Genomic DNA, 20,279 nt, shown 5'->3' on the forward strand with positions numbered 1-20,279 from the left:
CCGGCGACGTCACACAAGGCTGGACGGCGCCCAATATCCGGCTTGCCGCGAACACTCGAACGCGCCATCGAGCGCATGGAGAACGGGCATGACCCTGACGGCCGACGCGTCCGCCTTGAGGCACTGGTACACGCTTGCCCGCGCCTGCGACGAGGGCGATGGCACGACGCACATCGGCATTGGCGCGAACGGCCTGCCATGCCTGGCGCCCAGCCCGCCCCCCAGGGTGGACAGGCATGCCAACGCGGGCGCCGTGACGCCATATCAGCAGTTCCTGACGCTGATCACGGGCGCTTCGCACGGCGTGGCCAGACTGATGTTGGAACGCGACATCGACCCGGAAGAAAAGCTGGCGCCCAGCCTGCGCCTGGCCACGGTGAAAACCTGCCTGCAGCATGCGGGATTCTGGGAGGGGCATCGGCTGCCAGACGACTGGCCGGCGCTGCCGGACTCGCTGCAGGGCGCGCGCGTGTTGCCGGATCGCGAGTCGAATCTTCCCCAGGCGTTCGATCAGATCCAGGCAGCGGTTCAAAAGAGAATTTCCGAAGCCTATGCGCGGTTGCCCGCCGGCGCCGGTACGCCGGCGAAGCTGGCGGCGGTCATGCAGCTGCTCTGCGACGCCAGCGCGTTGCGCGAGAAGCTAGGCAAGGAATATGTCGATGCGATCCGCAACCTGCTGAACCTGGAGGCCGCCCAGCTGCGCTTTGCCTCGGCCCTGCGCGACAGCGGATTTCCCTGCTTCGCGCGGGTGCGCAATCCGCTGCGCGACGGCTACCGCCTGTTGATGGATGGCGACGATGCCGACTTCTGCAATCCCGCCCTGTACGAAGATGAGAGAGGCTACATGGCCGCGATGATGGCCGCGTTCGCCAACATGCTGGGCACGGTCAGGGACGCGCGGCGGCTGGATGGCGCCCTGTTCGAGCAGTACCACCGTTGGGCGGTGGAAGGGGTGCAGCACAGCGAGGGAAAGGCCTTGCCCCCGAGCTACCGTGACAACACATGGGTCATGTATGGCGTGGATTTCGGCGATGGCGATCTTGGCGAGAAGCGCAAGCAGGATTGGCGTCACCGCCAGGAAAAATACTCGCCCCGCGAGGAATGGAGCAAGTTCATGAATCGAAGCGACGGGATTCATGTCCGCGCGACCCCTCGGTCGCCGGAACAGTGCCGCGCGAAGGCCGATCAGATCATCAATGCGCACTACGAACGGATGGCGCTGTTGCAAGACACGCGGGGCCACGAACGCGAGGCCCTCGTGCTGGCATCGATCGCTGAATGCTGCCAGGCCCTGGAGCAACACCACCTGTTCCCGGATGGAAACATACGCACCATCGCATTCCTGGTCCTGAATCACATGCTGCTCGAAGAGAACATGCTGCCCGTGACGCCGCATGATCCCAATCGGCTCGACGATCGCACCGGCGCGGAAATGGTCGAGCTGATCCGGCAGTGGCAGAACCGCTTCAAGGCATTGCAGGCGACCGACGCGCAATAGCCGAACGGCATCAGCGCGCCGCCAGGAACTGCCGCATGCGCTGCAATTCCTCGTCCAGCGCGCCCCGGAAGTCCGCGCCCCTGGGCGCCGCGCCGGCCACGTAGCCGAACGCCGGCTCCACGCCGCCGTCGCGCGCCGGCAGATTGGCCCAGCCGATCACCCGGCCCTGCCAGAGCATCGGCAGCGCGTAGTAGCCGAACTGGCGCCGGGCCGGCGGCGTATAGGCCTCGAACTTGTACGTCCAGTCCCAGAACAGCGTGAAGCGGCGCCGGTCCCAGACCACCGGATCGAAGGGAGCAAGCAGCCGCAGCCGCTCGTCGAACGCGTAGCGGCGCGAGCGCGGGTTCTCGTCGGCGGGCCAGTACCAGACGGTGCCGTCGATGCGGCAGCTCGCCAGCTGTTCGCGCGCGCGCCGCAACGCCGCCTGGATCGGCGCCGCCAGTTGCGGCGCGCCGTAGCCGAGCAGGCGCGCCAGATAGGTCAGGCTGGCGGCCGGCAGCGGCGCGTACTTGCGCACGACCAGATCGACCAGGGCCTGCGCGCGCCGGGCGTTGGCGGCCGGGCCGTCCTCGGCCGGCGGATGCGCCACCGCCTCGTAGACGCGCGTGCCGCTGTCGCGCCGCTTCACCCGCAACAGGCCGCGATAGTGCATGTCGTCGAGCAGCTGCGTGCTGGCGTTGCTCGAGCCGCCCCAGTAATTCTTCACGCGCCCATGCGCGAAGTGCTGATCGACCTCGCGCGGATGCACCGCGCCGCGCGCGCGCACGAAGTCCAGCACGTCGGCCGCCTTGCGCCGCGTCTCGGCGCTCCAGGGCTTGCGCGCCTGGCGCGGATGCATCAGGGCCAGGTGCTCGCGCGGCAGGAACCCGTAGTTGACCAGGCAGTCCTCATCGATCGCCAGGCGCGCGTAGCGGCTTTCCAGATCGCCGGCGCGGTAGTCCTTGACGCGGTGGCGCAGCGTCAGGTCCTGCGCCCGCGCCGGGGCGCGGATCGGATCGGCCTGCACGAAGCCCAGGCGGCGGATCGCCGCCGGCAGCGTGGTCGGGGTGAACAGGCTGCGGGCGACGGCGTAGCGGCGCAGGTCTTCGAGGCTGGGATCCATGGTCAGATTCCGCCGCTCACGTCGAGGATGGCGCCGTTGGCGTAGGTCGCTTCGTCCGAGCAGAGCCACAGCACCGCGGCGGCGATTTCCTCGACGCGTCCGCCCCGGCCCATCGGCACGCGCGCGGCCACGCGGTCGACGCGGTCCGGCTCGCCGCCGCTGGCATGGATCTCCGTGTATATGGACCCGGGGCGCACGGCGTTGACGCGTATGCCCTCGGCGCCGACCTCCTTGGCCAGCCCGATGGTCATGGTGTCGAGCGCGCCCTTGGACGCCGCGTAGTCCACGTATTCGCCGGGAGAGCCCAGGCGCGCGGCGGCCGAGGACACATTGACGATGACGCCGCCCGCGCCGCCATGCCGCGTGGACATCCGGCGCACCGCCTCGCGGGCGCACAGGAACGGGCCGACCACATTGGCCTGCATGATGCGTTGCAGCCGCGCGGCGTCCATCTGCTCCACGCGCATCTGGGTTTCCAGGATGCCGGCGTTGTTCACCAGCGCGGCGACCGGCCCCAGCTCGCGGTCCGTGGCGTTGAACAGGGCCAGGATGCCGGCTTCGGTCGACACATCCGCGCCCACGGCCACGGCGGTGCCTCCCTGCGCGCGGATCGCGTCGACCACCGCCTGCGCGCGGTCGGCGCGCGACTTGTAGTTCACGCACACGGCGTAACCGCGCGCGGCCGCGAGCGCGGCGACGGCGGCGCCGATGCCCCGGCTGGCGCCGGTCACGATCATGACTTTCTTCATTGCTGTGTTTCCTGCCCGTGGGAATGAGTAGGGATGGAGGAACCGTGCAGGGTTGATAATAGCCATCCATTCAAGCAGCGGAAAGAAAAGCCATATGGACAGCATGATCATTGCGGGCGTTCTTATCGGCCTGATCGCCACGGCCCTGTCGGATCTTTGGGCGGTGTTCCTGGAAAAGGCATTCAAGGTGCCGAACTACGGCTTCAACGTCGTCGGCCGCTGGATCGGGCACATGGCGCACGGGCAGTTCCTGCACAAGCCGATCTTCGCCTCGCCGCCGATTCCCGGCGAGAAGATCATCGGCTGGATCGCGCACTACGCGCTGGGCGCAGCGTTCGGCTTCCTGCCCATCCTGCTCGGCGGCGGCGCGGGCTGGGTTGCCGATCCGACGTGGCTGGCCGCGATCGGAGCGGGCCTGCTCACGCTCGCGGTGCCCTTCTTCATCGTGGTTCCCGCGTTCGGCATGGGCGTGCTCTGTGCGCGCGCGCCGGATCCCTGGGCGGCGCGCCGCCAGGGCGTCATCGCGCATCTGTACTACGGCGTCGCGCTGTACATCGCCGCGGTACTCGTGGCGATGTTGATGCGCTAGGCCACTCTGGACGCGAACGCGCCCTGGGCCGCCGCCCTGGCGTGCCTGGATCTGCCCGCGGCGGCCTTGAGCAGGCGCTGAAATGTCGGGCATTGCGCGTGGTTGGCGGCCGGGCATTCAGCGGCATGACGCAGACCCTGGCTCATCGCGCGCAGGCGCTTGATGGTCGCGTCGATCTGGTCCGCCTTGGCCAGCAACACCTGTCTGTCCACCCGAGGGCTCCCATCGACTGGCAGCATGGCGCTGATCTCGTCCAGCGACAGCCCTCCGGCCTGTCCCAGCGCAATCAAGGCCAGCTGATCCAGCACGTCGGGCGCGAAACGCCGTCGCTCGCCCGTCTGGCTGACCGCCCTGATCAGGCCTTTCTTCTCGTAGAACCGCAAGGTGGAGGCAGGCAGGCCCGTGCGGCGGGCAACTTCCGAGATATCCATGAGGCGTCGCTTGACTTGAAGTTGACTTCAACTTCTATCATGCCTGCGCATTCGGATCTCCGCAATCGAAAGGAAGGGAAATGATATCGACGGACGCAACGGCACGGCAGGCCCGGACCGGGACCGGCGCGGCGCGGGCCATCCCGCTATCGGTCCATCTGCTTGCCCTCAGCCTGTTTGCAATGGGCAGCGCCGAGTTTCTGATGGGAGGCATACTCCCGATGATCGCGGCCGATCTGCGCATCACGCTGCCGGCCGCAGGCGCATTGATCTCTGCGTTCGCGGTGGGCGCGCTGATTGGCGGGCCTCCATTTGCCATTCTGGCGCTGCGCTGGCCCGGCCGCCGCACCCTGTTCCTCAGCCAGATGGCCTTCATGGCCGCGACGATAGTCAGCCTGCTGGCGCAAGGCTACTGGCCCATCCTGGCCGCCCGTTTCGCGATGGGCCTGGCCTATGCCTGCTTCTGGGCGGTCGCGGCGGCAATGGCCGTGCAGCTCTCGCCGCCCGATCGGCGCGCCAAGGCGCTTGCCATTGTCGTGAGCGGCTTAACCGCCGCCATGGTCATCGGCGGACCCGTCGGCACATTCATAAGCGATGCGGCCGGCTGGCGCGGCGGCTTCTGGGCGGTGGTGGCGATGACGGCGATATCCGCGGTGGCCGGCCTGGCGGCGCTACCGGCAAAGACGCCCGGCCAGGCCGCCGTGCCGGACCTGGGCACGGAACTGCGTGCCATGAAGCGTCCGGCTCTTTGGGTGGCCTATGCCACGACCATGGTCACGACGGCGGCGTACATGGGAACGTTCGGCTACCTGGGCGCCCTGCTGCTGGACGTGAGCGGTGTCGCCGCCGCCTGGCTGCCCGCCGTGCTGACCCTGTTCGGCGTCGGCGCCTTCGTCGGGCTGACGATTGGAGGCCGAACCGCCGATCACCACCCGTTCCGCACGCTCGTCACGGGAACCGTCGGCCTGATCCTCGCGTCCGCTGCCATGGCGCTGTTTGCCTCGCATCGGGAAACCACCATCGCACTGGTATTCCTCCTCGGCCTGGCGGGCTTCCTGCTGAACCCGGCGGTCTGGGTCCGCGTCTACACCTTGGCGCCAGATGCGCCGATGCTCGCGGGAGCCACGAACTCATCCGCCTTTCAGGCCGGCCTGACGCTTGCGCCGCTGCTCGCGGGCCTGCCGCTCAGCCTGGGCCATGGCCTGCCCTCGGTGGGCTGGATCGGCGTGGCGCTGGGCGTGGCCGCGCTTGGCCTGGCAGTCCTGGACAGACGGTTGAGCGGCCAGGGAACTCGCAACAGGTCGTGATAGATCTGTCCGAGGGTCGCCGAACGACGCGTTGCATCGGGAAATCGTTCCAGGCATGCGACAGGCCGGGAAACAAGCGCGACCTGCCTGATACGGTTCTCAGCGCTGTTCCACCGGAACTGAACCCGCAATCGGCGGCGGGGCGGCAACGCTGTGCGCCTGCACGATGCCCGCCCCGACCAGGATCAACCCCACGCCCACCAGACGCCCCAGCGCGATGGGCTTGGGCGCCAATCCCATCAGACCGAAATGGTCGATCACCAGCGACGCCAGCATCTGCCCCGCCATCACGCTGACGATGAAGCTGGCCGCGCCCAGCTTGGGCGTCAACACCAGCGCCGCCGTCAGATAGGCCACGCCGGCGACGCCGCCCAGCCACAGCCATGCCGGCCCCTGGACCGCCGCGCCGACCGTGGGCGCCGGCACCCGCATGACGAACAGCAGCGGCAGGACCACCACGATGCTGACGAGCAGCGACGCCAGCGTGGCCCATAGCGGATGACCCAGCATGCGCCCCAGCGCGGCATTGCTGCCGCCCTGGAAGGGCACGGCGGCGCCGGCCAGCAAGGCAACTGCCATGGATAAAAGACTGGAAAGAGACAAGGACCCGTTCATGGCAGGCGCTCCAATGAAATCAGCATGGACTTCATCGTGATCCATTCGCATGCAGAATGGAAATTCTAATCCTGCACATATATTATTCATGGCATGGATGATCTTCGCCGCATCGACCTCAACCTGCTGTTGACGCTCCAGGCGCTCCTGGCGGAAAAACACGTCACCCGCGCCGCATTGCGCCTGTACAAAAGCCAGCCGGCGGTGAGCCACGCGCTGGCGCAGCTGCGCGACATCTTCCAGGATCCGCTGCTGACGCGTCAGGGCGGCGGCATGGCCCTGACGCCGCGCGCGTGGGAGCTGCAGCAACCGCTGGAAGCAGCGCTCGGACAACTCAACGCGCTGTTGCACCAGGGCGAATTCGACGCCTCGCTGGCGGTGCGCCGCTTTCGCCTCGCGCTGTCCGACTATGCAGCGCACCTGCTGCTGCCGCCGCTGCTGCGCCGGCTGCGCGCCCAGGCGCCCGGGATAGACCTGGCCATCAGCCAGGCCAGCCGCGAAGCCATGCTGGCGCAACTGGCCGACGGGGAAATCGACCTGGCGCTGGGCGTCTTTCCGGACGCGCCCGGCGACATCAAGCGCGAGACGCTGTTCGAGGAACACTTCGTCAGCGTTGCCGACCGGCGATCGCTGCCCCCCAGGGGCGACCTGCCGTTGCCGCAATGGCTGGAGCGCCCCCACGTCCTGGTCGCGATGCGGCCCGACGCCGAAAACGAGATCGATGCCGCGCTGAAGGCCCAGGGCCTGCGCAGGCATGTCGCCCTGACGCTGCCGCACTGGAGCGCGTCGACGGAAGTGCTGGCCGGAACCGACCTGATCCTGACGGTTGCCAGCCGGGCCCTGGCAAACGTCGCCGCGGGCAAGGCCTTGAGACAGTTCAAGCCGCCCTTCGACCTGCCGCAATTCTCATTCCAGCAGGCATGGCACGGCAGGCGCGATTCCGATCCGGCGCTTTGCTGGCTGAGAAGCGTCGTGCTCAGCTGCTGCTAGCGCGGGCTGGCGCCGCCAAGAAACCGGGTGAGAACGAAAACAGGCGCCGCCCACGCGGGCGGCGCCTGTACTCATGAACGAACCAACAGATCCGCCTAGACGCGCTCGATCCTGGCCGGCAAACCCTGCCGCACCGCCGCGCCCGATACCCAGTCGATCCACACGTTGGCATGCGCCCCGCGCGTGGGATCGCCGAAGCCCAGGTCGTTCAGGTTCACCCCGGCGGCCAGCGCCGGATTGTGCGGCATGGCCTTGCCGTCGACCACATGCTCGCGCGCGCCCAGCTCGGTATGCCCGTAGCCGTGCTCGATGCCCACCGCGCCCGGCTGGATGCCGTCGCGCAGCAGCGCCAGCCCGATCACCGACCCGCCCGGCGTGACGATGCGGACCTTGTCGCCGTTGCGCAGCCCCAGCCGCTCGCCATCCTGGCTGTTGATCGACACGGGGTTGTGCGGATGCACCTGGCGCAGCCGGTCCACGCCGATCGAGATCGAGCTCATCAGGTTGGACTTGAAGGAGCTGAGCAGGAAGGGCCAGTCCTGGCGCGGATATTCGGCGCGCACGTCGCGGCCGTCGGCCAGGCGCGCCGGGTACCAGGTCGGGCAGCCGCTGTAGCGCTCGCCGGTCATGGCGTGGCGGAAGCCCGCCAGCTCCTCGCTCCAGACCTGCAGCGGCTTGACCCAGGCCTGGCGCGTCTGGCCGGCCTCGGTCCAGGCGTCCTGCATGCGGTCGAAGCGCCCGCCCCGGCTCATCAGCATCGCCACCTGGCGCCATTCGCCCGGCTTGAGCTTGGCCTGCAGCAGCGCGGCGTAGCGGTCCACGCCGGTCAGCGCCATGTCGTCGTCGCTGGCCTCTGGCACGGGCTTGCCGGCGGCGTAGGCGATGTTGGCCATGCCGCGCAGGAAGAAGTCCTCGGGCGTGTCCAGCGCGTACTTGGCGCCGTCCTTGTCCGTGATGGCGCCGGCGCCGAAACCCGGCATGCCCAGGCGCTTGGCGCAGGCGATCAGGAAGGTTTCCAGGCACACCGGCTCGTCCGTGGCGGTGCGCGCCACGCGCGGCTGCACGGCGGGCCAGCGCACGGTGGAGGCCTTGGCGATCACGTCGGCCCAGGGCGCGGACATGCCCCAGCTTTCATAGGTCACGGTGTCCGGCACGATGTAGTCGGCCAGCGCGCTGGTCTCGTTGATGAACGGATTGATCGAGACGGCCAGCGGCAGCGCGCTCGGATCCTTGAGCTTGTCGGCCAGGGCCTGGCGAAAGCCCGCGATGCCGTAGACCGGATTGCTCATGTGGTTGAACCAGACCTTGGCGCGGTACGGGTAGCCCGCCAGCGCCGAGGCCAGCATTTCCGAGCTGAGTCCGCCGGTGGCCGGATACCAGGGCGCGGCGGCCGGATAGGCCGGCTTGCCCGCCGCCTTCTTGCGCTTGAACTCGCTCGACTTCTCGTAGGGGAAGCGATTGCGCGACAGGCCCACGCCCTTGGGCGTGGCGCGGTTGGCGAAGCCGGCGATGTTGTAGCGCGGGCCCGCGCCATAGGGCGGGAACGGACCGGCGTCCAGCACCAGCCCGCCCTCCACGTTCAGGTTGCCGACCAGCGTGTTGAGCATGGCGATGGCATAGGCGGTGTAGAAGCCTGCGCCGCTCATCGTGCCGCCGTGGGCATCGGCCACGGCGCGCTTGCCGTAGCTGGTGAAGCGCTTGGCCAGCTCGGCGATCTTGTCCGCCGGCACGCCGCAGAGCGCGGCGTACTCGTCCAGCGTCTTGCGGCGCGCTTCCTCGCGCAGCAGCCACAGGGCGCTGCGCACCGCCAGCGCGCCGGGCGCGCCGTCCAGGCCGGGCGCGGCCACCGCGTCCTCGACGTACAGCTGCGCCTCGGCCGCGACGGTGTGCGGCGCCAGCGTGCCGTCGGCCAGGCGCACCACGTACACGTCTTCCCATTTCTCGTCGGCGTCGGCCGGCCTGGCCCAACCGAGGTCGGCGCCGCGCAGGAAGCTGCCCAGGCGCGGATGACCGGGTTCGGCCACCACCAGGTGAGTCGAATTGGTCCAGGCCGCCTCGCCGGCCGCCTTCATGGCCTGCGGGCCGGGCTGGGCCAGCGCGCGCGCGTCGTGGCGCTCGTTGTCCAGGATCCAGCGGATCAGACCCATCGCCAGCGCCAGGTCGCTGGCCGGGTTGACCGGCACCCATTCATTGCCCGAACCGGCCGACAGGCTGGACGAGGCCGGCAACACGGGCGACACCACCACATACTGGAAGCCCTCTTCCTGCGGCCGCGTGCGCGCTTCGGCCAGTTGCCGCGCCTGACGCTGGAACGGGTTGCCGGCCTGGGCCGGCGCCGCGCCGATGAACAGGCCGAAGCGCGCGTTGTCCCAATCCGGCTTGCCGTGCGGCATGCCCTTCAGGTCGCCCAGCGCGGCGCCCGCGCCCACGCGGAAGCTCTGTCCGCAGTACGAACCGTGGTTGCCGAAATTGACCGTGCCGAAGGACTGGCCCGCGAAGCGCTGGATCAGCGGCGTGCGGCCCTCGTTCGACGCGTCGGTGAACAGGAACTGGTTGACCTTGGCGCCGTACTCCGGGTTGGCCGGGTCCAGCGGCGTCTCGCGGTCGTGGATCGCGCGCAGGCCGTCGACATGGCCCTCGCCGAACAGGTCGCCGCCCTCGCACACTTCCTGCACCAGCTGTTCGAAGGAGATGGTCTGCCACTTGCCGGCGCCGCGCGGGCCGACGCGCTTGAGCGGCTGCAGCACGCGATACGGGCTGTGCAGCTGTTCCAGCATGGCCGAGCCGCGGGCACAGGACGTGGCGCGGCCTTCCAGGCCGTTGTCGCCGCCCAGCTGCGCGTAGACCTCGCGCACCGGCGTCTCCATGGCGGCCGGACGCGTGGTGGCCAGCGGATGATAGGGATTGCCGGCCACGCGCAGGATGCGGTTTTCCTTGGCGTCCACGCGCAGGCGCACGCCGCACTGCGTCCAGCAGCCCAGGCAGCTCGACGGGCTGACCGTCTGTCCCGGCTGGGCGCTCAGCACGCCGGAGACCGGGTCGATGCGGAATTCGGGCGTCAGCGAATTGCCGCGCACCGCATGCGCCGTGGGCGCGCCGGCCGTGCCCTGCGCCAGGCCCTTGACGGCCTTGACCACCGTCTCGCCGTAGCCGGCGGCGAACGCGGCCATGCCGCCCGCCACCACGCCGCCGCGCAGCATCAGCTTGCGCCGGGCTTCGTCGCGCGGCTGTTCCTGGGTCGATTCCGGCGCATCCTGCGCCATGCCGGGCTTGCCGGTCTTGTCGTCTTCGTGTTGCTTGTCCATAGCTACTCTTTCCTCAATCCTTGCTGCCGCCGGCTCAGGCCGACACGCCGCGGTCGCGGGCCGGGAACAGTTCCAGCGCGTAAGTCACCGCCGCGACCAGCGCCACGCACAGACCCAGCACGCCCGCCATGCCCAGCAGCCCGTCGCTGCCCCAGGGCATGTCGTACAGGTACAGGCCGGCGCCATACTTGGGCACGCCCTGCACGCTCATGAACACCACCCAGCGGAAGATCCAGGCCGCCGCCAGCATGGTCAGCGCCAGCGCGCCCGAGGCCAGCGGCGTGGCCAGCACGCGGGCCGGCTTCTGCAGCAGGCCGACGATGCAGAAGCCCGTGGCGACCGCGCCGGCCAGGCTGATGCGCCAGATCGGGAATTCGCGGAACAGGCGCAGCGCGGCCTCGAACGACGGGTCCACGCCCAGCAGGCCCAGCACGGCCCAGGCCCCCGCGCCCAGCGCCATCAGCACCACCGCGCTCAGGCTGAGCTGGCGCAGCATGTCCACCGGCAGCGCCTTGAGCCCGCCGGGCAGCCAGCGCGCCACCAGGAACATGGCGCCCAGCGCGCCCAGCCAGGCGGTCAGCGCGAAGTTCACCGGCAGGAACACCGTGTGCCACAGCGGCCGCGAGCGCAGCACCATGACCTCGGCGCCGGTGTAGACCAGGATGGACACGGCCGACAGGGCCAGCGCCACGCCCAGCAGGCGCATCAGGCCCGTGCGGCCCCACCACCAGGCCGCGCCGAACAGCACGGCCAGCCCCACGAAGCAGGGCAGCAGCAAGGCGCCCAGCCACATCCACGACCAGGGCGTGGCATGCGCGTAGAAATGCCAGAAGCGGCCCGGCTGGTGCAGGTCGGCCAGCAGCGAGATGGGCGCGGCGATGGCGCTGACCAGCAGCACCGCCACCGCCGACGGCAGCAGCCGCCGCGCCGGCGAGCCGGGCCGGCCAAAGGCCGCGAAGGCCGCCGTCAGCGCCGTCGTGGCGCTGATGCCGACCAGGAAGAAATACTGCACGGCCCAGGGTAGCCAGGCGGCGTCGTAGACCGGCGTGAGCAATTCAGAAATCTGCATGAAAATCCCCTTCCCGTCTCAATGTCCGCCGGCCAGGCGCACGCCGCCCTGCCCGTCCACCTGATGCACGAACGCGTCGGGCAGCCCGATGTAATAGACGTGCGGATCGGTCTTCATCTCGGGCTTGAGCACCTTGATGTCGGCCTTGTTCTCGGCCATCAGGCGCGAGATCGCGCTGTCCGGATCGTTCAGGTCGCCGATGATGCGCGCGCCGCCCACGCAGCTTTCCACGCAGGCCGGCAGCAGGCCGACCTCCAGCCGGTGCTCGCAGAACGTGCACTTGTCGGCGGTCTGGGTCTCGTGATTGATGAAGCGCGCGTCATACGGACAGGCCTGCACGCAATAGGCGCAGCCCACGCAGCGCTCGTTGTCGACCAGCACGATGCCGTCCTCGCGCTGGAAGGTGGCCTGCACCGGACAGACCGGCACACAGGGCGGGTTGTCGCAGTGGTTGCACAGGCGCGGCAGCATGACCATGGCGGCCTGCCCCTGGTCGGGCACGACCTCGTACTGCAGCACGGTGGTGCGGAACTGCCCAATCGGCGGCTGGTTCTCCAGCGAACAGCTGACCGTACAGGACTGGCAGCCGATGCACTTGCGCATGTCCACCAGCATGCCATAGCGCTTGCCGGCCATGCCCGGCCGCCGAGGCGGCTGGCCGTTGATGCCGGGCATGGCCTCGGCGTGTATCGGTATGACGGTGGCCGCGGCCCCCAGCCCGAGCAATCCCTTCAGGAAGCCTCGCTTGCCCGGGAGAGGGGTTTCCGGGGGGCTTGGGGGGGTACGCATATGCTTCTCCGTGCTTTCAGCTAGTTGTAGGAATTAACTTATCACCCGGAGTTATATAGAGCGTTGACCTGGATCAATTCAGGGACGGAATGTCGGGGAAAACGCAGTCCGGCCACGCCTGGACGCACGTGGACGCTCGCGAATGCCCGGAGACGGGAGACGGGAGACGGATGAGGTGTGACGGCCACGCGCGACAGGCGACGGCGGGCGGCGCCATCCGCCTGGCGAAAAGGAACGGGCGTGGGCGTTCAGCCCTGCCCGGCGGGCAGACTCAAGCCGGGTCGCCAGGCGGCCAGCTTCTGCTCATAGCTGATGGCGGCATGCGCCGGGCTGGTCGACGGCAGGTCCAGGCAGACGAGCCGGTCGGCCAGCGCGGCCGGCAGCGCTGGCAGCACCTGGCGCCGGAACAGGCTGGCGGCCTTGCCGCCGTTCAGGCAGACGCGGCGCAGCTGCGGATGCGCGCGCAGGAAGCCGGCGAAATCGTTGGGCACCGCGTTGCGGATGTCGGCGTCCAGGCTGCCTTCGCGCTCGCAGCCTTGTAGCACGTCCCACAAGGCCACGCCGGCCCGCGTCAACCGCTCCAGCCGCAGGGCATAGTCCAGCGCCGGATCGAAGCCCAGGATCTCGGCCGCGATCGGCCAGAAGGCGTTGCGCGGATGCGCGTAATAGCGCCCCTGGCGCAGCGAGATGGCGCCGGGCATGGAACCCAGCACCAGCACCCTGGCGTGCGGCGCCGTCACCGGGGCGAAGCCTTGCAGGACCGGCGCGTCCGCCGGCGCCACGCCGTCCCGCGCGCGGCGCGCGGCCTGGCTGGCGGGCCGCTCGGCGGCAGGGGCGCTGTCTGTCTTTTTCATGCCGCAAGGATAGCGCGCCGTTCGCGGAGGCCGATTGCCGGACGCTGGAAACCCGATGCGCGATGCCGCGCCCGTGATCGTCCGATGGATGGAACGGTGCTTGCCAACGGCGGCACTACCGCAATGCCCGGGCCGCCCTTATCTTCTTACTCATGACGAACGGCCCCGCAGGGGCCGCGCAACAGGAACTGACACCATGAAGAAGATCCTCGGCCTGCACGCCAGCCCCCGTCCCCACTGGGTGGGCGACGGCTTTCCGGTGCGCTCGCTGTTCTCGTACAACGACCAGGACAAGGCCACCAGCCCCTTCCTGCTGCTGGACTATGCCGGCCCGGCGCATTTCGAGCCGGCTGAGCGTCCGCGCGGCGTGGGCCAGCACCCGCATCGCGGCTTCGAAACCGTGACCATCGTCTACAGCGGCGAGGTCGAGCACCGCGACTCCGCCGGCAACGGCGGCGTCATCGGTCCCGGCGACGTGCAGTGGATGACTGCCGCCTCGGGCATCCTGCACGAGGAATTCCATTCCGACGCGTTCACGCGCCAGGGCGGCGAACTGGAAATGGTGCAGCTGTGGGTCAACCTGCCCGCCAAGGACAAGATGGGGCCGGCCGGCTACCAGGGCATCCTGGCCGCCGAGATCCCGTCCGTGGACCTGCCCGACGGCGCCGGCACGCTGCGCGTGATCGCCGGCAGCTATGCGGGCCACGCCGGGCCGGCGCGCACCCATACGCCGATGGATGTGTGGGACGTGCGGCTGGCGGCTGGCAAGTCGGCGCGCTTTCCGCTCGCCTCGGGCCGCAACAGCATGCTGGTGGTGCTGCGCGGCACGCTGCTGGTCAACGGCGCATCGGTGGCGCGCGATGCGCAGCTGGCGCTGTTCTCGAGGGACGGCGAGGACATCACGGTCGAGGCCAACAACGACGCCGTCTTCCTGGTGCTGTCGGGCGAGCCGATCGACGAGCCAGTGGTGGGTTACGGCCCGTTCGTGATGAACACGCAGGCGGAAATCGTGCAGGCCTTCCAGGACTTCCAGTCTGGCCGGTATAGCCAGCACTAGGAACCTCCCTCAACCTTGCGCTTCCCTGTGGCGCCCCCGAAAAGGGCGCCACAGCTGCTGCATGCCCGGCGGGCATCAACCCGGATACCGCACTTCCAGGATATCCAGTTCCTCGATGCCGCCCGGCGTGCGCAGCACCACGGTGTCGCCTTCCCTGGCCTTGATCAGCGCGCGCGCCACGGGCGAGATCCAGCTGATCTTGCCGGCCAGCGGCTCGGCCTCGTCCACGCCGACGATGGTGACGGTGTGGTCCTCGCCGGCCTTGTCCGAGTACAGCACGGTGGCGCCGAAAAAGACCTGGTCGCGGTTGGGCTGGATGGCGGGATCCACCACTTCGGCGATGTCCAGCCGCTTGGTCAGGAAGCGCATACGGCGGTCGATCTCGCGCAGGCGCTTCTTGCCGTAGAGATAATCGCCGTTCTCGGAACGGTCGCCATTGGACGCCGCCCAGGACACCACCTGCACTACCGAGGGCCGTTCCACGTTCATCAGGTGCGTCAGTTCGCCGCGCAGCCGCTCGTAGCCTTCGGGCGTCATGTAATTCTTGGTGCCCGCCGGCAGGGCCTGGGCCTGCGGCAGGTCATCGTCGTCATCGTTGTCGGATTCTTTGACAAAGGCTTTATTCATGGCGGCGGCGCCGCGTGGGCGCGATCAGGATCAATGGCGTTGCGGGGCGGACGCGAGGCGTGCGCTAGAACCAGTCGTGCCAGACCGGCTTCAGGTCCGGCGGCAGCGCGGGCAGGCGCCCGAGATCCATCCGGCTTTCCTTGGGGCTGTGGAAGTCCGAGCCGCGCGAGGCCAGGAAGCCGTAGCGGCGCGCCACCTCGGCGTACTTGCGGGCTTCATCGGCCGTATGGCTGCCCGTGTTCACTTCGATGCCCTCGCCGCCCAGTTCGATGAATTCGTCGAACAGCGCGGCGAACTGCAGCGGCGTGTACTTGTAGCGGCCCGGGTGCGCGATGACGGCGCGCCCGCCGGCCCCGCGTATCCAGCCCACGGCCTCGGCCAGCGTGGCCCATTGCATCGGCACGTGGCCGGCACAATCGTCGCCCAGGTACTTGTTGAAGACGGTCTGCACGTCCGGGCAATAACCGGCCTCGACCAGGTAGCGGGCGAAGTGCGTGCGGCTGATCAGCTCGGGATTGCCGGCGAAGGGCAGCGCGCCCTCGTAGGCGCCGGGCATGCCCATGCCGGCCAGCCGCTCGCCGATGCGCTTGGCGCGCTCGGCGCGGCCGGCGCGGGTCTTGCGCAGGCCTTGGTCCAGCGCCACATTGGACGGGTCGAACCGCAGGCCCACGATATGCACCGTCAGGCCGGCCCAGGTGACCGAGATTTCGACCCCGGTGGCGAAGCGCATGCCCAGTTCCTGGGCGGCGCCGGCGGCCTCGGCCAGTCCGCCGATCTCGTCGTGGTCGGTCAGGGCCCAGACGTCCACACCGTTGGCATGCGCCCGCGCCGCCACCTCGCGCGGCGCGAGCGCGCCGTCCGAAACGGTGGAATGGCAATGCAGGTCGATGTTCAGGATGGGCGAGGTCATGGGCCTATTGTAGAGAAGCGGGAAATTGCTGCACAGCGCCGCGACCGCGCCACGGCCCGCCCCACGGGGCCGGCCGGCGTCCCCGTTTCCTCGCCTGCCACGTCAGTCCAGCAGGAACGCGGCCACAGGCTCTATCTGCGCGTCCGACATCAGCGTGGGCGCGTGGCCCACGCCCGGCATCACGACCGCGCGCGCCCGCGGATTGCGCTGAAGCATCTCGTCCACGGTGACGGTAGTCAGCAAATCGGACTGTTCGCCGCGCACGATCAGCACCGGGCAGTCCGTGCCCACATAGCACTGCCACAACAGCTGCTCGCCCGTTGCCAGTTCCTGCGGGGTCTGCGCGGCCAGCGGCTGCGCCAGCGCCAGGTCGTAGTGCTTGACCCAGCGTCCCTCCTGCTCGGGATAGACGTAGCGGGCCAGCTGCGCCCATTGCTCGTCGCTGTGCGGCCCGAACGGCAGGGAATCGGCGCGCATCGCGGCCACCGCCTGATCGAAGGAATCGAACTCGCGCGGCATGCCCACGTACTGGCCGATGCGGGCCAGCGCGCCGAGCTCCAGCCTAGGGCCGACGTCATTCAGGACCATGCGGTCGAAACGCAACCCTTCCTGCGCCGACGGCATGCCCGGATGCGGCCGCATGGCCGCCGCGGCGCGTGAAAACGCCGCCGAGCCCGACAGCGCCATGCCGATCAAGCCCCCCATCGACGTGCCGACCCACGCCAGCCGCGCCGGCTTCAGGCGCGCGATCAGCGTGACCATGTCCGCCGCGTACTGCGGCACGGTGTAGAACGCGGGATTGGCCAGCCAGTCGGAACGGCCGCGTCCGACCACGTCGGGGCAGACCACGCGATAACGCCCCGCCAGCCGGCGCGCCAGCGCATCGAAATCGCGGCCGGTGCGCGTCAGGCCGTGCACGCAGACCAGCACCTGATCGTTGGCCGGATCGCCCCATTCCCAATAAGCCATGCGGTGCAGGCCGGCCGGACTGGCGCAGGTGACATATTCCAGGCGGGGTTCCAGGCTGGCTTGCTGCATCGATACGCTCCAAATCGCGAAGATGGCCGGTATCTTATCGGATGCGCCGGATGCACGCCCGCCCCGCCCGCGCCTTTTCCCGACGCGGCGCAAGGGACTTTCAGATTCCTGTGAGGCTTGTGTTGCAGGATATAGTGGTTAAGATTGGTTCAGCCTATCGCCGCCATTCAATCATTGCATTGGATGCGAGCGCGCTTTCAGGCCACAGTAACCAGCTTCACGCCTTGCCAGATCAGTCATCCCCGAATTGATATGGAGTCCACATGGAGCAAAGCAGTCCCACCTCCGTCGATCACGATCGTCATGCTTCCCCGCTGGGCGCCGCCCAGCATGCCGCCCCTCCTCCCGAACCGCCGCGCGTGCTGCAGGACCTGCTGGCCCGCGCCGACGTGCAGCTCAACGGCTCGCGTCCCTGGGACATCCAGGTACATGACAAGCACATGTACGAGCGCGTCTTCACCAGTTGGTCGCTGGGCCTGGGCGAGTCCTACATGGACGGCGAATGGGACTGTGACGCGCTCGACGAGCTGTTCACCCGCCTGCTGCGCGCCGACCTGGGATCGGCCGCCATGGGCATCGCGCGCGTCAAGCTGATCGCCGAGCATCTGCGCCACAAGCTGTTCAACCTGCAATCCAGGAGCCGCGCCTTCGAAGTCGGCGAGCAGCACTACGACGCCGGCAACGACGTGTTCGAGGCCATGCTCGACAGCCGCATGATCTATTCCTGCGCCTATTGGGAAAACGCCGCGACGCTGGAAGAGGCGCAGTACGCCAAGCTCGACATGATCTGCCGCAAGCTGCGCCTCAAGCCCGGCGAGACGCTGCTGGACATCGGCTGCGGCTGGGGCGGGCTGGCCAAGTTCGCCGCCGAGAACTACGGCGTGAAAGTCACCGGCGTGACCGTGTCCAAGGAACAGCTGGCGCTGGCGCAGCAGCGCGTGCAGGGCCTGCCGGTGGAACTGCTGCTGCAGGACTACCGCGACCTGCAGGGCAGCTTCGACAAGGTCGTGTCTGTGGGCATGTTCGAACACGTGGGCCCGAAGAACTACGACACCTACTTCACCAACGTGCAGCGACTGATGGCCCCCGAAGGCATTTTCCTGCTGCACACCATCGGCATCGCCGCCACCAGCCAGAGCACCGATCCCTGGATCGACCGCTACGTGTTCCCCAACGGCAAGCTGCCCTCGGCGGTGGAGATCTCCACCGCCGTCGAAGGCCGCTTCATCATCGAGGACTGGCACAACTTCGGCGCCGACTACGATCGCACGCTGATGGCGTGGTGGGACCGGTTCCAGCGCGCCTGGCCGCAGCTGGAGGAACGCTACGGCAAGCGCTTCTACCGCATGTGGCAGTACTACCTGATGTGTTGCGCCGGCTTCTTCCGCTCGCGCGAAGGCCAGCTCTGGCAGGTGATCCTGACCCATCCGCAACGCGGCGACACCTACCGTTCGCTGCGCTAGAGGGAAAGGAAAGGCCCACCCCCGAGCGCTACGCGCCCCTAGGCGGCCCCCTCAAGGGGGCCCCGCTGCGGACCGGCAGAGCCGGATCCGCGCGGCCCCGCTTGGGGTGGCTACCGCCTACGCTTGATAGCTACCGTCAACACTTGCGGCGACCGCCGCGTAGGATGCCGGGGACCTTACGAGCCCGCTGCATCCTCGCGGATCATGTCGGCCGCCCGCTCCGCGATCATGATGGTCGGCGAATTGGTGTTGCCCGAAGTGATCAACGGCATGACCGAAGCGTCGGCGATGCGCAATCCTTCCAGCCCATGCACGCGCAGCCGCGCATCCACCACCGCGCCCTGGTCCGGCCGCCGGCCCATCGCGCAGGTGCCGACAGGATGGAAGATGGTGGTGCCGATCTTGCCGGCCGCCTGGCGCAGCTCATCATCGCTGCGGTAGGCCGGACCGGGCAGCCATTCCTCTGGCCGATAGCGGCTCAGCGCGGGCGAGGCAGCGATGCGCCGCGCCAGCCGTATCGAGTCGGCCGCCACCTTCAGGTCTTCGTCCGTGCTCAGGTAGTTGGGCTGGATCAGCGGCGCCGCCTGCGCATCGGCGCCCTGCGTGTGCACGCTGCCGCGCGACATGGGCCGCAGGTTGCACACGCTGGCCGTGAAGGCATCGAAGCTGTGCAGCGGTTCGCCGAAGGCGCCCAGCGACAGCGGCTGCACGTGGAATTCCACGTTGGCGCGGGCCTGACCTTCGTCCGAGCGGGCGAACAGGCCCAGCTGCGACGGCGCCATGCTCATCGGACCGCTGCGCTTGAGCAGGTATTCCAGGCCGATGCCGGCCTTGCCCCACCAGGTGGAGGCCAGCCGGTTCAGCGTCTTGACGCCTTGCACCTTGATGATGACGCGCAGCTGCAGATGGTCCTGCAGGTTCTCGCCCACGCCGGGCAGGGCGTGGCGAATGGCGATGCCGGCCTCGCGCAGACGCGCCGGCTCGCCCACGCCGGACAGTTCCAGCAGCTGGGGCGTATTGACCGCGCCGGCGGCCAGCACCACCTCGCGCCGCGCGCGCACGGTCTCATCGCGGCCGTCGCGCCGCAGGCGCAGGCCGACGCAGCGATTGCCCTCGAACAGCAGTTCACGCGCGTGGACGCCGGTCAGCACCTGCAGATTGGCGCGCTGGCGCACCGGCCGCAGGAAGGCCTTCGCTGTGTTCCAGCGCCAGCCGCCGCGCTGGTTCACTTCGAAGTAGCCGCTGCCGAAGTTGTCGCCGCGATTGAAATCGTCCACCGGCGGGATGCCGGCCTGTTCCGCCGCCTGGGCGAAGGCTTCCAGGATGTCCCAGCGCAACCGCTGCGACTCCACCCGCCACTCGCCGCCCGCGCCATGATGCTCGGACGCGCCGCGATGGTGGTCCTCGCTGCGCTTGAACACGGGCAGCACCCGGTCCCAGCTCCAGGCCTCGTCGCCGCTCAGCGCGGCCCACTGGTCGTAGTCCTCGCGCTGGCCGCGCATGTAGATCATGCCGTTGATCGACGAGCAGCCGCCCAGCACGCGGCCGCGCGGATAGATCAGCGAGCGTCCGCCCAGGCCGGGCTCGCTGGCCGTGCGGTACATCCAGTCGGTGCGCGGGTTGCCGATGCAGTGCAGATAGCCGACGGGGATGTGGATCCAGTGGTAGTTGTCGCGCCCGCCCGCCTCCAGCAGCAGCACCCGCGTCGCCGGGTCGCGGCTCAGCCGGTTGGCCAGCACGCAGCCGGCCGACCCCGCGCCCACGATGATGTAGTCGTATGTCTCCATATGCGCTTCTTATGGTTGTTGCCCCGGTTTTGCAGGCCGGGAAAACCGCCCGGGCCTTGCCGCCCCGGGGGAGTTCGCTGTTTTGCCGTCACTTTCGCC

General features: G+C 68.9%; 18 protein-coding genes. 6 read left to right on the forward strand and 12 right to left on the reverse strand.

The window, feature by feature from the left end:
• Positions 1-88: 88 nt before the first annotated feature.
• Positions 89-1,498 (forward strand): hypothetical protein, encoded by a 1,410-nt coding sequence (locus AC6LJ9_RS06275; RefSeq protein ID WP_498146880.1) that lies wholly within the window; start codon positions 89-91, stop codon positions 1,496-1,498.
• Between the two features lie 10 nt (positions 1,499-1,508).
• On the opposite strand, the gene AC6LJ9_RS06280 is transcribed toward AC6LJ9_RS06275, so the two are convergent.
• The gene (locus AC6LJ9_RS06280; protein WP_498146907.1) at positions 1,509-2,606 is read right to left on the reverse strand and encodes a DNA glycosylase AlkZ-like family protein; all 1,098 of its coding nucleotides are present in this window, start codon (positions 2,604-2,606) and stop codon (positions 1,509-1,511) included.
• Positions 2,603-3,349, reverse strand: coding sequence for an SDR family oxidoreductase (locus AC6LJ9_RS06285; protein WP_498146881.1), 747 nt, complete (start codon positions 3,347-3,349; stop codon positions 2,603-2,605). Before AC6LJ9_RS06285 ends, AC6LJ9_RS06280 begins: the two co-directional genes overlap by 4 nt.
• A gap of 94 nt (positions 3,350-3,443) precedes the next feature.
• Between AC6LJ9_RS06285 and AC6LJ9_RS06290 the strand changes: the two genes are divergently transcribed.
• Complete coding sequence (locus AC6LJ9_RS06290; protein WP_498146882.1) at positions 3,444-3,938, forward strand: DUF2938 family protein; 495 nt, start codon at positions 3,444-3,446, stop codon at positions 3,936-3,938.
• On the opposite strand, the gene AC6LJ9_RS06295 is transcribed toward AC6LJ9_RS06290, so the two are convergent.
• The gene (locus tag AC6LJ9_RS06295; RefSeq protein ID WP_498146883.1) at positions 3,935-4,369 is read right to left on the reverse strand and encodes a helix-turn-helix domain-containing protein; all 435 of its coding nucleotides are present in this window, start codon (positions 4,367-4,369) and stop codon (positions 3,935-3,937) included. The genes AC6LJ9_RS06290 and AC6LJ9_RS06295 overlap by 4 nt on opposite strands.
• A gap of 80 nt (positions 4,370-4,449) precedes the next feature.
• Here AC6LJ9_RS06295 and AC6LJ9_RS06300 point away from each other — a divergent pair, with 80 nt between their 5' ends.
• A complete protein-coding gene (locus AC6LJ9_RS06300; RefSeq protein ID WP_498146884.1) occupies positions 4,450-5,676 on the forward strand; it encodes an MFS transporter in 1,227 nt (408 codons plus the stop codon).
• A 99-nt stretch (positions 5,677-5,775) separates the two neighbouring features.
• Here the strand turns inward: AC6LJ9_RS06300 and AC6LJ9_RS06305 are convergent, their stop codons facing one another.
• Entirely contained in the window at positions 5,776-6,255 is a 480-nt protein-coding gene (locus tag AC6LJ9_RS06305; RefSeq protein WP_498146885.1) for a DMT family transporter, read from the reverse strand.
• Positions 6,256-6,384: 129 nt separating this feature from the next.
• Between AC6LJ9_RS06305 and AC6LJ9_RS06310 the strand changes: the two genes are divergently transcribed.
• Positions 6,385-7,281 (forward strand): LysR family transcriptional regulator, encoded by an 897-nt coding sequence (locus AC6LJ9_RS06310; protein ID WP_498146886.1) that lies wholly within the window; start codon positions 6,385-6,387, stop codon positions 7,279-7,281.
• Positions 7,282-7,376: 95 nt separating this feature from the next.
• Here AC6LJ9_RS06310 and AC6LJ9_RS06315 read toward each other — a convergent pair whose 3' ends face one another.
• The 4 genes from AC6LJ9_RS06315 to AC6LJ9_RS06330 form a co-directional block, all read right to left on the reverse strand.
• Complete coding sequence (locus tag AC6LJ9_RS06315; RefSeq protein ID WP_498146908.1) at positions 7,377-10,544, reverse strand: tetrathionate reductase subunit A; 3,168 nt, start codon at positions 10,542-10,544, stop codon at positions 7,377-7,379.
• 76 nt (positions 10,545-10,620) lie between these two features.
• Positions 10,621-11,655, reverse strand: coding sequence for an NrfD/PsrC family molybdoenzyme membrane anchor subunit (gene nrfD, locus AC6LJ9_RS06320; RefSeq protein WP_498146887.1), 1,035 nt, complete (start codon positions 11,653-11,655; stop codon positions 10,621-10,623).
• A gap of 18 nt (positions 11,656-11,673) precedes the next feature.
• The gene (gene dsrO / locus AC6LJ9_RS06325; protein ID WP_212317511.1) at positions 11,674-12,444 is read right to left on the reverse strand and encodes a sulfate reduction electron transfer complex DsrMKJOP subunit DsrO; all 771 of its coding nucleotides are present in this window, start codon (positions 12,442-12,444) and stop codon (positions 11,674-11,676) included.
• A gap of 248 nt (positions 12,445-12,692) precedes the next feature.
• Positions 12,693-13,298: a DNA-deoxyinosine glycosylase gene (locus tag AC6LJ9_RS06330; protein ID WP_498146888.1), complete on the reverse strand. Its 606-nt coding sequence runs from the start codon at positions 13,296-13,298 to the stop codon at positions 12,693-12,695.
• Between the two features lie 196 nt (positions 13,299-13,494).
• Here AC6LJ9_RS06330 and AC6LJ9_RS06335 point away from each other — a divergent pair, with 196 nt between their 5' ends.
• Positions 13,495-14,355 carry a pirin family protein gene (locus AC6LJ9_RS06335; RefSeq protein ID WP_498146889.1) on the forward strand — a complete coding sequence of 287 codons (861 nt, stop codon included), beginning with the start codon at positions 13,495-13,497 and terminating at the stop codon, positions 14,353-14,355.
• Between the two features lie 75 nt (positions 14,356-14,430).
• On the opposite strand, the gene greB is transcribed toward AC6LJ9_RS06335, so the two are convergent.
• From greB to AC6LJ9_RS06350, 3 genes are all read right to left on the reverse strand, one after another.
• Positions 14,431-14,982: a transcription elongation factor GreB gene (greB, locus tag AC6LJ9_RS06340; RefSeq protein ID WP_498146890.1), complete on the reverse strand. Its 552-nt coding sequence runs from the start codon at positions 14,980-14,982 to the stop codon at positions 14,431-14,433.
• Positions 14,983-15,046: 64 nt separating this feature from the next.
• A complete protein-coding gene (locus tag AC6LJ9_RS06345) occupies positions 15,047-15,892 on the reverse strand; it encodes a 3',5'-nucleoside bisphosphate phosphatase (protein ID WP_498146891.1) in 846 nt (281 codons plus the stop codon).
• Positions 15,893-15,994: 102 nt separating this feature from the next.
• A complete protein-coding gene (locus AC6LJ9_RS06350; protein WP_212317495.1) occupies positions 15,995-16,930 on the reverse strand; it encodes an alpha/beta fold hydrolase in 936 nt (311 codons plus the stop codon).
• 263 nt (positions 16,931-17,193) lie between these two features.
• Here AC6LJ9_RS06350 and cfa point away from each other — a divergent pair, with 263 nt between their 5' ends.
• Entirely contained in the window at positions 17,194-18,393 is a 1,200-nt protein-coding gene (gene cfa, locus AC6LJ9_RS06355; protein ID WP_498146892.1) for a cyclopropane fatty acyl phospholipid synthase, read from the forward strand.
• Positions 18,394-18,569: 176 nt separating this feature from the next.
• Here cfa and AC6LJ9_RS06360 read toward each other — a convergent pair whose 3' ends face one another.
• Complete coding sequence (locus tag AC6LJ9_RS06360; protein WP_498146893.1) at positions 18,570-20,180, reverse strand: GMC family oxidoreductase; 1,611 nt, start codon at positions 20,178-20,180, stop codon at positions 18,570-18,572.
• Positions 20,181-20,279: the final 99 nt, after the last annotated feature.

The sequence above is a fragment of the Achromobacter sp. 1011811831 genome (genome assembly GCF_059760905.1).